Genomic DNA, 12195 nt, shown 5'->3' with positions numbered 1-12195 from the left:
CCAGGAGGTCACCATGCGCACCCTGATCTACACCGCCTTCGTCTCCGTCGACGGCGTCGTCCAGGCCCCCGCCCCCGAGCCCGACTACCGCAACGGCGGCTGGACCTTCCAGGGCATCGACTTCCGTGAGGAGGTCTACGAGCTCAAGGGACGCGAGCAGGAGGAGGCCGGTGCCCTGATGCTCGGCCGGGTCAGCTACCAGGCCTTCGCGCCGGTCTGGCCGAAGATGACCGAGGAGTTCCCGAAGTACAACGCGATGCCCAAGTACGTCGTGTCGACCACCCTCAAGGAGGACGACCTCGTCGACAACTGGGGTGAGACGACCATCCTGCGCTCCTTCGACGACGTCGCCGCCCTCAAGGAGACCGACGGTGCCCCGATCTCGATCCACGGCTCCGCCAGCCTCGCCCGCGGCCTCGCCGACGCCGGCCTGCTCGACCGCTACCACCTGCTGGTCTTCCCGTGGGTCCTCGGCGCCGGCAAGCGGATGTGGAGCGAGACCGACAAGGACCGCCAGAAGCTGGAGCTGGTCGAGTCCGAGGCGTACGCCAACGGGGTGCAGAAGCTCTGCTACTCGGTGGTGCGCTGAGCCTGCGGCTCGACTCAGCCGTGCAGGACGCCGTAGGCGATCTGGCCGGCACTCCTGATCGCGCCCGGCACCAGCAGCCACGCAGGGTGGACGTCGTCCAGCAGGCTGCGCGCGAGCCGCAGCCGCTGCCGATCCTTGCGTGTCATCTGGTCACCGAGGTCGAACGGGTCCTCGACCAGCGCACAGAGCAGTGCGAGGTCCCGGTAGTGACGGTCCGGCCCGGGCAGGGCCGTCGCTGCCGCCTTCCCGACGATGGCGGCCAGCAGGGTGGGCCTGGGGATGGTGCCCCGTCGCCCCTCGTGCACGACGGTGATCCGCTCGGTCCGGCCGAGCGCCTGCGTTCCGCCGGGCACCTCGATGGTTCGCCCCGGCGGAGTGGTGGTGAGGTCCGCCCGCTGCCCCAACCCCTCGGGCGCGAGTACGTCGATGACGACCGGCCGCGGCTCGGCGGGCCGGGTGTAGCGGTGGGCGAGTCCGTCGGCGCTGATCCCCTGCAACGCGAATCCCATGCCCTCGAGGCTGGTGACGACATGGGTCAGGGCGCCGGGCACGGCGCGGACGTCGGCGATCACGTCGCCGTCCTGGCTGACCTGGGGAGGGACCTGCCCGTTCTCGATGGCGTGCAGCAGCACCATCTGTCCGCCGATCAGCGCCCACGGGACGTCCAGGCGGTCGCCGAGGTCGAGGAGCGTGTGCCACAGCTCGTCGACCGGCGACGGCAGCACAGGCAGCTCGACCACCAGGGCCATCAGCGGGCCCGTTCGCGGAGCCACGCATCCAGCAGCTCGTCGAGACGAGCCACGCCGGCAGCGACCGCACGAGGCTCGTCCGACTCGAGGAGGTCCGCCGCCAGCACGGCGTCGCTCACGACTCCACCGGATGAGCCTGCGTCGGCGAACGGCCAGACCTCGCGGGGAATCCGGATCCGCAGGTTCGGTTCAGCGCCCTCGCGCAGCGCGAGCGAGCGGGCGAGGTCGGGCCACACCTCGGCGGCGACGTAGAGCTCCGGGACCGGATCGGCGAGATCGACGACGTCGAACCCCCGTCCGACCACCGCAGCGGGCCCGGCCTGCTGGAGGCCGTCGACGCGGCGCAGCCGGTCGATGGCCGCCGGGTGGGCCACGACGTCCAGGACACGGCTCCGTCCCCGGAGCGCCGCCCACCATCCGTCGGGGCCGGGGACCTGGAGGTCGGCGAGATAGCGGCGTACCTGCGACCGCGCGGGGTCCGAGAGCCATGCAGCCCGCCCACCATCGAGGAGGTCGAGCACGGCCCATGCACGCTTCGGCGCGAGGGGACGGCCGGGACGCCGCTCGCTCCGCTCCCGGCGCGCCACCTCCTCGGCCGGGATGAGCCAGGAGTTGCCGAGGCGGCGTCCGCGCAGCTCGCCTGCACGAAGGAGCTGCCGCACCCGCGAGTCGTTGACCCCGAGCCGGCGCGCCGCCTCCGCCACGTTGACCTCCACGACCACCACCTCCTTTCGACAACCATACCGGAATCGGTAGATTTGCCGAAAGGACAACGATTAGGCCGGCTGCCGCTCCAGCAACGCCACGCACTCGACGTGGTGGGTCATCGGGAACAGGTCGAACGCACGCAGCGAGGCCAGCCGGTAGCCGTGCTCGGCGAAGATCGCCACGTCGCGGGCCAACGCACCGGGGTCGCAGGCGACATAGGCGACGGCTCGGGGAGAGCGGGCGACGACCTGCTCCACGACGGCGCGTTTCGCGCCGGCGCGGGGCGGGTCCAGCACCACCAGGTCCGCGGTGTCCCACGCCCCGGGCAGGCCGCCGGCGAGCACCTCGGCGACATCACCCGGCCGGGCCAGCAGGCCCGGGCAGTTCGTCGCCGACAGGGCTGACGCGGCGGGGTCGGCCTCCACGGCCGCGACCCGGCCCTCCGGGCCGACGGCCTCCAGCAGGAAGCGGCTGAAGAGACCGACGCCGGCGTACAGGTCGAGGACCGACTCCCCCGGCTGGGGGCGCAGGGCCTCGAGCACGGCACGGACCAGCGCGGACGGCGCCCCCGGGTGGACCTGCCAGAAGCCACCGTCGGCGACCTCGAAGGCCCGCCCCTCCACGTCGTACGACGGTCCGGCGGGCGCCTCCAGCAGGCACTCGTCGACCTCGACCACCTCGTGCGAGCGGTGCTTGCGCATCCCCCGGCGGCCATCGGCGAGCGGGACGTAGCGCTGGCGGGTGCGCCAGTGCAGGCCGGCCTCGTCGCCGGGCACGGCCTCGACGACCACCTCGACATCGAGCCTGGCGACGCGACGCAGCTGCTCGCGGACGACGTCGGCCTTCAGCCGGCACTGGGCGGCGAGGTCGACGTGCTGGAAGTCGCAGCCGCCGCAGAGCCCCGGGCCGGCGTACGGGCAGGGCGCGGTGACGCGGTCCGGCGACGGAGTGAGGACCTCGACGGCGTCGGCGCGCCAGAAGCGGTCGCCGTCGGTGCCGTCGGTGACCTCCAGGACCACCCGCTCGCCGGGCAGCGCGTGCCGCACGAAGACGACCCGCTCCTCGCCGTCGGCGCCGGCGGGCACGCGGGCGACGAAGTGGCCGCCGTGGGCGACCGGTCCGACCTCAGCCTCGAAGCGGCGCCCGACCGCCGACGCGCCTCGAGCCTTCCGGGCGCGGGGACGTCGGCCGGACTGGCGGCTCACCGGGTGATCTGCCGGTCGCGCTCGTCCTCGACCCGGCCCCGGCGCAGGTCGCCGGGCCGCACCCGGTGCTCCTCGCGCTCCTCGCGCTCGACGGCGAGCTCGGAGGACCGCAGCTGGTAGGGCACCGAGGTGACCATGACGCCCGGCGTGAAGAGCAGGCGGCCCTTGAGCCGCAGGGCGGTCTGGTTGTGGAGCAGCTGCTCCCACCAGCGGCCGACGACGTACTCGGGGATGTAGACCGCGACGACGCCGCGCGGGTTGGCCTGGCGGATCGCCGTGGCGTACTCGACGATCGGCCGGATGATCTCGCGGTACGGCGAGTGGAGCACCTTGAGCGGGATGCCGGTGTTGCGGTCGTCCCACTCCTCCAGCAGCTTGGCCGTCTCCTTGTCGTCGACCGAGACGTAGACGCCCTCCAGCGCGTTCGGCCGGGTCGCCTTCGCGAAGGCGAGCGCGCGCAGGGTCGGCTTGTGCAGCTTGGAGACCAGCACGATCGCGTGCACCCGGGTCGGCAGCGCCTTGTCCGTCTCGTCGGCGGCGAGCTCCTCCGAGACCCGGTCGTAGTGCTTCTTGATCGCCTGCATCAGCAGGAAGAAGAAGCCCATCGCGAGGATCGTGATCCACGCGCCGGCGAGGAACTTGGTGATCAGCACGATCACCAGCACGACGGAGGTCAGGCCGAGCCCGAAGGTGTTGATCGCCCGCGCACGCTGCATGCGGCGTCGCTCACCCGGGTCCTTCTCGGTCGCCAGGTGCCGGCTCCAGTGCCGGATCATGCCGAGCTGGCTGAGGTTGAAGGAGACGAAGACGCCGACGATGTAGAGCTGGATCAGCTTCGTGGTCTGGGCGTCGAACAGGATGATCAGCACGATCGCCATCACGGCGAGGAACACGATGCCGTTGCTGTAGGCGAGCCGGTCGCCGCGCGACCCGAGCGCCCGCGGCGCGAACCCGTCACGGGCGAGGATCGAGCCGAGGACCGGGAAGCCGTTGAAGGCCGTGTTGGCGGCCAGGACGAGGATGATGCCGGTGACCGTGATGACGAAGTAGAAGCCCGGCGAGAAGTCCTGGAAGACGCCGTTGGCGATCTGGGAGATGACCGGGTGCTGCTGGTAGTCGTCGGCGACCGCGTCCCCGCCCGCGGTCCGCAGCTGCTCCAGCTTGTGCGGGTCGACGAACCGGATCGCCATCTGGTTGGCGAGGACGATGATGCTCATCATCATGCTGACCGCGATCAGTCCGAGCAGCAGCAGCGTCGTGGCGGCGTTCTTGCTCTTGGGGCGCTTGAACGCCGGGACGCCGTTCGAGATGGCCTCGACGCCGGTGAGCGCGGCACAGCCCGACGAGAACGCGCGGGCGAGGAGGAAGACCAGGGCGATCTGGTTCAGCGGGCCCTCCCAGCCCTCCTCCGGCCGGATGTGGAGCTCGGCGCTCTCCGCGTCGGGCAGGCTGCCGTTCAGCATGAGCACGAAGCCGTAGGCGCACATGCCGAGGATCGCGACCATGAAGAGGTACGTCGGCACCGCGAAGAAGGAGCCCGACTCGCGCACGCCCCGCAGGTTCATCGCGGTCAGCAGCACCACCGCGATCGTGGCGACGAGGACCTCGTGCCCGATCAGGTCGGGGATCGCGCTCGCGGCGTACTGCGCGGCATTGGAGATCGACACCGCCACCGTGAGCACGTAGTCCACCAGCAGCGCGCTGGCGACGGTGACGCCCGCGGTCCGGCCGAGGTTGACGGTCGCGACCTCGTAGTCGCCGCCGCCCGAGGGATAGGCGTGGACGGTCTGCCGGTACGACGCGACGACCGTGAACATCACCAGCGCGACGGCGAGGCCGATCTTCCAGGACCACGCGTAGGCGCTCGCCCCGGCGATGCCGAGCATGATGAAGACCTCGTCCGGCGCATAGGCCACGGACGAGAGCGCGTCGCTGGCGAACACTGGAAGCGCAATCCGCTTGGGGAGCAGCGTCTCCCCCAGCTGTGCGCTGCGAAGCTTGCGCCCGAGGAGGATCCGCTTCGAGACGTCACCGACACCCACGAGCGACAACGGTAGGGCATCGGGGACCCGCCGCGACGATTCACGGTGCTATAGCGTTCTCGTCGTGCACGTCGTGATCATGGGATGCGGCCGGGTCGGATCGACCTTGGCGCGCAGCCTCGAGGACCGCAACCACACCGTGTCGATCATCGACACCGAGCCCGACGCCTTCCGGCGGCTCGGTCCGGGCTTCAACGGGGACAAGATCCCCGGCATGGGCTTCGACCAGGAGGTCCTGGAGAAGGCCGGCATCCGGCGCGCCGACGCGTTCGCCGCCGTGTCCAGCGGCGACAACTCCAACATCATCGCCGCGCGCGTGGCCCGTGAGACCTTCGGGATCCAGCAGGTCGTCGCCCGGATCTACGACCCCGGCCGCGCCGAGGTCTACCAGCGGCTCGGCATCACCACGGTCGCGACGGTCAAGTGGACGGCCGACCAGGTGCTGCGCCGGATCCTCCCGGCCGGCGCCGAGCCGGACTTCCGCGACCCGTCCGGCACCATCCGGGTCGACCACATCCCCGCCCCCGAGGTGTGGGTGGGCGCGAGCGTGGGCCAGCTGCAGGAGCAGGGCCGCTGCCGGGTCGCGTGGATCGACCGGCTGGGCGAGGGCATGCTGCCCGACCGCGACAGCGTCATCCAGGAGGGCGACATGCTCCACCTGGTGACCCGCGAGCAGATCGCCGATCTCGCCTACGAGGTGCTCGGGCGCGGCCCCGAGCACTCCGACTGACCCGAGCAGACCGAGGAGACCACCCAGATGCGTGTCGCCATCGCCGGAGCCGGCGCCGTGGGTCGCTCGATCGCCCGCGAGCTGATCGAGAACGGCCACGAGGTCCTGCTCATCGACAAGTCCCCCAGCTCGATCCGTCCCGAGCGGGTCCCCGACGCGGAGTGGCTGCTGGCCGACTCCTGCGAGCTCTCGTCCCTCGAGGAGGCCCGGCTCGACAAGTGCGACGTCGTGATCGCCGCGACCGGTGACGACAAGGCCAACCTGGTGACCTCGCTGCTCGCCAAGACCGAGTTCGGCGTGCCGCGGACGGTCGGCCGCGTCAACCACCCCAACAACGAGTGGCTGTTCACCGAGGCGTGGGGCGTCGACGTCAACGTGTCGACCCCGCGCATCATGTCGGCGCTGGTCGAGGAGGCCGTGAGCGTCGGCGACCTCGTGCGGCTGTTCACCTTCCGCAAGGGCAACGCCAACCTGGTCGAGATGGTGCTGCCGGCCGACTCCCCCTACGTCGGCAAGGCGTCCGGCCTGATCCCGCTGCCGGAGAACTGCGCGCTCGTGTCCATCCTGCGCGACGGCCAGGTCTACGTGCCGACCCCGGAGCAGCCGGTCGAGTCGGGCGACGAGCTGCTGTTCGTCGTACCAGCGGAGGCCGAGGACGAGCTCGAGCGCCTGCTCGCACCGGGCTCGCACCCGAGCAAGTAGGGCTCAGGCCGCGTCGGGCTCCGGCTCCAGCGGCGTCGCGTTGCGCGCGAGCAGCCAGATCATCGCCGACCAGGACGCGATCCGCAGGATCCACCCGAGGACCGTGCGCAGCGCGAAGATCAGGGTCACCGCGAGGTCGGCGCTGATCGTCCCGCGATCGCCCATCAGCCAGATCGGCCCCTGGATCAGCACCCCGATCGCGCCCGGCAGCAGCATCACCCAGGTCAGACGGTTGCACAGCTGGACGACCTGCGGGTTGTCGTGCCACCCGACGGGGTCCTCGGCGACGGCGCCGAGCATGAACCCGAGCGCGGGCCAGCCGACGAGGCAGGACCCGCCCAGCACCACCGTGTAGGCGAGGCTGATCAGGATCCCGGGGAGGAAGAAGGCCAGCTTCTTCTCGTCCTCGGTGGCTCCGGAGCTCTCGGCCCACTGGACGAAGACCCACCCGATGCCGATGCCGAAGATCGCGTTGAAGACGTACTGGACCGAGCTGCGCTGGGCCAGGCGCAGCACCAGGGCGACGCCGGCGACGCCGAGGCTGGCGATCAGCGCCCAGCGCAGGTTGTCGGTCGGCAGCCACACGGCCGTGAAGATGAGGCCGGGCACCGCCGCCTCGACCATCCCGCGCCGCCCGCCCAGGGCCGCGGCCAGCTGGTGGCGCACCAGCGCCTCGACGGTGGCGACACCGATCTCCTGGCCGGCGGTGCGGGAGAGGGTGTGCTCGTGGTGGTGCTCGCCGGACTCGTCCACGCCGCTCACAGCAGCTCGTAGCGGGGGTTGTAGAGGATGCGGGTCGCCTCGTGGGTGCCGATCCGCCCGCTGACCTCGATCGCACGCCCCGGGCCGATGCCGGCGATGCGCCGCCGGCCGAGCCAGATCACGGTGACCGTGCCCGTGCCGTCGTACAGCTCCGCCTCCAGGGCCGGTACGCCGCCGCGGGGACGCAGGGTCACCGTGCGCAGGGTGCCGCGCAGCCGCACCGGGGCGCGGTCGGGCGCGTCACCGATGCAGACGACGCCCTCGCGGGTGAACGTCCTGCGCAGGTCGCGGGCGTCGGCCTCGTCGTTGTTCGCCCACTTGCTGATGGTCCGCCGGAGGCGGCTCTTGGTGCCCATGGAGCCCTCTGCTCAGCTCGCGGGGACGGCCTTCGACTGCGCGCCGTCGGGCAGCGACAGCGGGAGCTGCTCGCCCACCGGCATCGCATGCGCGCCGCGGCGCACGGCCAGCTGCTCGATCGCGGCCTCCCACTCCTGGGCGGCCTCCGGCTCGCGGGCCGGCTCCCCCAGGAAGGTGGCCCGCAGCAGCCAGCGCGGGCCGTTGACACCGATCACGCGCGAGGTCTGGGTGCCGGTCTGGCCGTCGGGGCGGGTCATCCGCACCTCGCAGACCAGCTCGGTGCCGAACTTGCCCTCGCGCTCGGTCGCCGTGCCGCCGCGGCGGGCGGCGTCGGCGGCGATCTGCGGACGGATGTCGCTCCAGAGGTCACCGTTGCGGGGCGCCGCGAAGGCGCGCAGCTCGAGGGCGCCGGCGTCGGTCGCCAGCAGCACCGCCCGGACCTCGCCGGACTTCTCGTCCACCTGGACCCGCAGCTCGCGGTCCGGCAGCGGCGCGACCAGCAGCGATCCCAGGTCCAGCCGGGCCAGTCCGTCGTCGGGCAGCTCGTCGACGTCGTAGGGACCGGTGGCCGCCTCGGCGGCCGGACGGGTGGGTGCCTCGTCGGTCGTGTCGTCCACCACGGACTCGTCCGTGGTGACCCCCTTGCGCCGCAACCTCACGTTGCTCTCCTCCTCGGGCTCTGGCGAGCCGATCGTCAGGTTCCTCCGAACCCACCGGTAGAACCGTAGCCGCCGCCCCCACGGACGCTGTCCGGAAGGGTGTCGACCGCCACGAACGCGGCCCGCTCGTAGCGCTGGATCACCAGCTGCGCGATCCGGTCGCCGCGCCGGAGCGCGATCGTCTCGGCCGGGTCGTGGTTGATGAGCAGCACCTTGATCTCTCCACGGTAGCCCGCGTCCACGGTGCCCGGGGTGTTCACGATCGACAACCCGTGGCGCGCGGCCAGGCCGGAGCGCGGATGCACCAGGGCGACGTACCCGTCGGGAAGCGCGATGGCGATCCCGGTCGGCACCAGGGCCCGCTCGCCGGGGGCGAGGGTCACGTCGACGGTGGACACCAGGTCCGCGCCCGCGTCGCCCGGGTGGGCGTAGGCCGGGAGCGGCAGGTCGGGGTCGAGCTGCTGGACGGCGATCTCGAGGTCGGTCGGCACGGGGAGACCCTAGATCACGACGTCTCGGGTGCGGATGGGATCATCCTCCGCGTGACATCGAGTGCACCGGCCTACACCGAGCGCCTGCGCGTCCCGTTGCGCTGGTGGGCCCAGGGCACCATGTTCATCGCGACCTTCTGGCTGGCCATGGTCGTCGCGCTCGACGCCAAGGCGCCGCTGCTGCCGTGGATCATCACCGGCATCCTGCTGGCCCTGCTCGCCCTCTTCCTGCGGTCGTACGGCGACGCGCGGCTCGTCGTGGCCGACGGCTGGTTCCGCGCCGGGCGGGCCCGGATCGAGGTCGTCCACCTCGGCCCGGCCGAGGCGCTGGACGACGACGCCACCCGGCACGTCTCGGGCCCGGGTGCGGACGCCCGGGCGTTCCTCGTGCTGCGGCCCTACCTGAAGCAGTCGGTCAAGGTCGAGATCACCGACCCGGCCGACCCGGCGCCGTACTGGCTGGTGAGCTCGCGGCACCCGCAGGCGCTGGCGGGCGCGATCAACGCGGCACGCGGTACGCAGGAGTAGCGACGACGCGGGCCCGATAGGGTCGGTCCCATGGCAAAGGACAGCTCCAAGGTCTGGTCGGCGTTCTCGCTCGTGTCGGCCCTCGGCTCGGCAGCGGTGGCGAAGAAGGCTCTCGACGGCGGCTGGAAGGCCGCGACCGGCAAGCAGCCCCCGGCCAACCCGGCGGACCCGGACGTCGACTTCTGGGAGGCGGTCGCCTGGGCGGCGGCCAGCGGCACGTTCGTCGCGCTGGCGAAGATGTTCGCCCAGCGGAGGGCGGCGGGCTACTACCTCAAGTCGACCGGTGAGCTGCCGCCGGGGTTGCGCAAGGACGTCTGAGCGACGTCCTGCGCCGACCCGGTCCGGTGGACCGGGTCAGGCGCAGTCGAAGCAGATCATCTTCTTGGAGTCAGCGAGCTGGCTCCGGTGGTGCACGAGGAAGCAGCTCATGCAGGTGAACTCGTCATCCTGCTTGGGCTTCACCTCGACGGCGAGCTCCTCGTGCGAGAGGTCGGCGCCGGGCAGCTCGAACGACTCGGCGGCCTCCGTCTCGTCCTCGTCGACCTTGCCCGAGTTCTTGTCGTGGCGGCGAGCCTTGAGCTCTTCGATGCTCTCCTCGGACTGCTCGTCCTCGTTCTTGCGCGGTGCGTCGTAGTCAGTCGCCATGACGTGTCCTCTCCCCTCAGTGAGCCGCGTCCGGCACGGTCCTGTGTGCGGTACGGCGCGGCAGATTGTGCACCATGGGCGACGGGTTGCGACACCCGGGTTGGTGCGAGTCGCCTGAACAGTTCGAAAAGGCCGGCTATTCCCGCACCAGGCCTGCTGTCCGTACGGCGGACAGGAGCTCCTCGAAGCCGTGATCCGGGCCACACACGACGGCCGTCCGGCCACCCGCTCCGGTGGCCAGCTCGAGGCGCGCGCCGGCCAGCCGGGCGATCAGCCCCGCGGCGGCGTGGTCCCAGAGGTTGACCCCCTCCTCGACGTACCCGTCGAGGGTGCCGGAGGCCACCCGGCACAGGTCGATCGCGCAGGACCCGGAGCGACGGATGTCGCGCACCTCGGGCAGCAGCCGGGCGACCGCGGCCGCCTGGATCGCCCGCATGTCGCTGGAGTAGCTGAACCCCGTGGCGACCAGCCGGTGGGCCAGCGGGGCCGGTCCGCGCACGGCCAGCGGGACGCCGTCGCGGGTCGGCACTCCCCCGCGGCAGCCGGCGTACACCTCCTGCTTGGCGACGTCGGCGACGACGCCGGCGACGACCTCGCCGTCGAGCTCGGCGGCGATGGAGACGGCGTACTCGGGGATGCCGTAGAGGAAGTTCACGGTGCCGTCGATCGGGTCGACGATCCAGCGCACGCCCGAGCTGCCCTCGATGTCGTCGCCCTCCTCGCCGAGGAAGGCGTCGTCCGGCCGGGCGGCGAGGATGCGGGCGCGGATCAGCTCCTCGGACGCCCTGTCGGCGGCGGTGACGACGTCGATGTCACTGGACTTCGTCGCGGCCACCTCGATCGTGCCGGCGGCGTGCCGGCGGACCAGCGCGGCGGCCTCGTCGGCCGTCGCGAGGGCGAGCTGCAGCAGGTCCTCGGGAGACGGCCGGCTCACGCGTCTGCCCGCTCCCCGAGGCAGCAGCCGACCGGGCAGCGGTCGTGGGACGGGCCGCGGACTCCCAGCGCCGGCCGCGCGACGTCCTCGCCCCGCTCGACCGCCGCGCGCTCCTCGACCAGCTCGCGCAGCGCCGTGACGAACGCGGGGTGCACCCCGGCCGAGGCGGCCCGCCGGGCCTCGATGCCGAGCTTCGCGGCCGTCGCGAGCGCCTCGGTGTCGAGGTCGTAGACGACCTCCATGTGGTCGGAGACGAACCCGACGGGCACCAGCACGACCGCGGGCACCCCCTCGGCCGCCAGCTCCTCGAGCCGGTCGTTGACGTCGGGCTCCAGCCACGGCGTGCGCGGGGAGCCGGACCGCGAGCAGTAGACCAGCTCGTGCTCCCGCTCGACCCCGGTCGCCTCCCGGACGGCCGCGGCGACCGTGGCCGCGACGTCGAGGTGCTGGCCGACGTACGCGCTGCCCTCCGCCCGTCGCGCCGGAGGGCCGCTGCTGTCGCTCATCGCAGTCGGGATGGAGTGGGTGACGAAGACCAGGCGGGCCTGGTCGCGCACACCGTCGGGCAGGTCGGCCAGGGCCGCGAGCACGCCGTCGGTGTTGGCGGCGACGAAGCCCGGGTGGTTGAAGTAGGCGCGGACCTTGTCGATGCGGGGTGGCTCGACGTCGCCGGGGAGCGCGGCGAGCGCGTCGTCGATGTTGTCCCAGTACTGCCGGCAGCTCGACCAGGAGGAGTACGCCGACGTGGCGATGCACAGCACGCGCCGCCGGCCGTCCGCGGCCAGCTGCGCGACCGTGTCCGGCAGGTAGGGCTCCCAGTTGCGGTTGCCCCAGTACACCGGCAGGTCGATCCCGGCGGCGGCGAGCTCGGCCTCGAGGGCCGCGATCAGCGCCTTGTTCTGGTCGTTGATCGGCGACTTCCCCCCGAAGAGGAAGTAGTGCTGGCCGACCTCCTCGAGGCGCTCGCGCGGGATCCCGCGGCCGCGGGTGACGTTCTCGAGGAACGGGACCACGTCCTCGGGCTTCTCGGGACCACCGAAGGAGAGCAGGAGCAGGGCGTCGTACGGATCCGGATTCGGCACGGGCCCATCGTA

At 72.1% G+C, this 12195-nt stretch carries 16 protein-coding genes; 5 read left to right on the top strand and 11 right to left on the bottom strand.

Features of this window, described 5'->3' with window-relative positions; all coding sequences use genetic code 11:
- Positions 1 to 13: 13 nt before the first annotated feature.
- Entirely contained in the window at positions 14 to 589 is a 576-nt protein-coding gene (locus AC2YHB_RS05290; RefSeq protein WP_036542650.1) for a dihydrofolate reductase family protein, read from the top strand.
- Between the two features lie 14 nt (positions 590 to 603).
- Here AC2YHB_RS05290 and AC2YHB_RS05285 read toward each other — a convergent pair whose 3' ends face one another.
- The 4 genes from AC2YHB_RS05285 to AC2YHB_RS05270 are packed head-to-tail and all read right to left on the bottom strand — an operon-like array spanning position 604 to position 5293.
- Positions 604 to 1362: a hypothetical protein gene (locus AC2YHB_RS05285; protein ID WP_179650995.1), complete on the bottom strand. Its 759-nt coding sequence runs from the start codon at positions 1360 to 1362 to the stop codon at positions 604 to 606.
- Positions 1338 to 2054 (bottom strand): excisionase family DNA-binding protein, encoded by a 717-nt coding sequence (locus tag AC2YHB_RS05280; protein WP_179650993.1) that lies wholly within the window; start codon positions 2052 to 2054, stop codon positions 1338 to 1340. Before AC2YHB_RS05280 ends, AC2YHB_RS05285 begins: the two co-directional genes overlap by 25 nt.
- Before the next feature lie 60 nt (positions 2055 to 2114).
- Complete coding sequence (locus AC2YHB_RS05275) at positions 2115 to 3251, bottom strand: class I SAM-dependent RNA methyltransferase (protein WP_179650991.1); 1137 nt, start codon at positions 3249 to 3251, stop codon at positions 2115 to 2117.
- Entirely contained in the window at positions 3248 to 5293 is a 2046-nt protein-coding gene (locus tag AC2YHB_RS05270) for an APC family permease (RefSeq protein ID WP_179650990.1), read from the bottom strand. The genes AC2YHB_RS05275 and AC2YHB_RS05270 overlap by 4 nt, the downstream gene beginning before the upstream one ends.
- A 64-nt stretch (positions 5294 to 5357) precedes the next feature.
- Here AC2YHB_RS05270 and AC2YHB_RS05265 point away from each other — a divergent pair, with 64 nt between their 5' ends.
- Entirely contained in the window at positions 5358 to 6023 is a 666-nt protein-coding gene (locus AC2YHB_RS05265) for a potassium channel family protein (RefSeq protein ID WP_036542640.1), read from the top strand.
- Positions 6024 to 6050: 27 nt separating this feature from the next.
- Entirely contained in the window at positions 6051 to 6725 is a 675-nt protein-coding gene (locus AC2YHB_RS05260; protein WP_036542638.1) for a potassium channel family protein, read from the top strand.
- 3 nt (positions 6726 to 6728) lie between these two features.
- On the opposite strand, the gene AC2YHB_RS05255 is transcribed toward AC2YHB_RS05260, so the two are convergent.
- Genes AC2YHB_RS05255 through dut form a run of 4 tightly spaced genes read right to left on the bottom strand, consistent with a single transcriptional unit; the run spans position 6729 to position 8994 of the window.
- On the bottom strand, positions 6729 to 7487 hold the full coding sequence (locus AC2YHB_RS05255; RefSeq protein WP_242530633.1) for a DUF3159 domain-containing protein: 759 nt from the start codon (positions 7485 to 7487) through the stop codon (positions 6729 to 6731).
- On the bottom strand, positions 7484 to 7843 hold the full coding sequence (locus tag AC2YHB_RS05250) for an OB-fold nucleic acid binding domain-containing protein (RefSeq protein ID WP_036542636.1): 360 nt from the start codon (positions 7841 to 7843) through the stop codon (positions 7484 to 7486). Before AC2YHB_RS05250 ends, AC2YHB_RS05255 begins: the two co-directional genes overlap by 4 nt.
- Before the next feature lie 12 nt (positions 7844 to 7855).
- Positions 7856 to 8503: a DUF3710 domain-containing protein gene (locus tag AC2YHB_RS05245; RefSeq protein WP_036542635.1), complete on the bottom strand. Its 648-nt coding sequence runs from the start codon at positions 8501 to 8503 to the stop codon at positions 7856 to 7858.
- A 35-nt stretch (positions 8504 to 8538) separates the two neighbouring features.
- Positions 8539 to 8994 (bottom strand): dUTP diphosphatase, encoded by a 456-nt coding sequence (dut, locus tag AC2YHB_RS05240; protein ID WP_036542634.1) that lies wholly within the window; start codon positions 8992 to 8994, stop codon positions 8539 to 8541.
- A gap of 51 nt (positions 8995 to 9045) precedes the next feature.
- Between dut and AC2YHB_RS05235 the strand changes: the two genes are divergently transcribed.
- Both AC2YHB_RS05235 and AC2YHB_RS05230 read left to right on the top strand, forming a co-directional pair.
- Positions 9046 to 9522 (top strand): DUF3093 domain-containing protein, encoded by a 477-nt coding sequence (locus AC2YHB_RS05235; RefSeq protein ID WP_179650989.1) that lies wholly within the window; start codon positions 9046 to 9048, stop codon positions 9520 to 9522.
- Between the two features lie 30 nt (positions 9523 to 9552).
- The gene (locus AC2YHB_RS05230) at positions 9553 to 9840 is read left to right on the top strand and encodes a DUF4235 domain-containing protein (RefSeq protein WP_036542631.1); all 288 of its coding nucleotides are present in this window, start codon (positions 9553 to 9555) and stop codon (positions 9838 to 9840) included.
- A gap of 36 nt (positions 9841 to 9876) precedes the next feature.
- Here the strand turns inward: AC2YHB_RS05230 and AC2YHB_RS05225 are convergent, their stop codons facing one another.
- From AC2YHB_RS05225 to AC2YHB_RS05215, 3 genes are all read right to left on the bottom strand, one after another.
- The gene (locus AC2YHB_RS05225) at positions 9877 to 10167 is read right to left on the bottom strand and encodes a DUF4193 domain-containing protein (RefSeq protein WP_036542629.1); all 291 of its coding nucleotides are present in this window, start codon (positions 10165 to 10167) and stop codon (positions 9877 to 9879) included.
- Between the two features lie 136 nt (positions 10168 to 10303).
- The gene (locus AC2YHB_RS05220) at positions 10304 to 11101 is read right to left on the bottom strand and encodes an inositol monophosphatase family protein (protein ID WP_036542627.1); all 798 of its coding nucleotides are present in this window, start codon (positions 11099 to 11101) and stop codon (positions 10304 to 10306) included.
- Positions 11098 to 12183, bottom strand: a complete 1086-nt coding sequence (locus AC2YHB_RS05215; RefSeq protein ID WP_179650988.1) for a ferrochelatase — start codon at positions 12181 to 12183, stop codon at positions 11098 to 11100. Before AC2YHB_RS05215 ends, AC2YHB_RS05220 begins: the two co-directional genes overlap by 4 nt.
- Positions 12184 to 12195: the final 12 nt, after the last annotated feature.

It is taken from the genome of Nocardioides sp. SRI_004 (assembly GCF_057586415.1).
The sequence above is the reverse complement of the archived record's forward strand: the minus strand, read 5'-3'. Positions and strand labels throughout refer to the sequence as shown.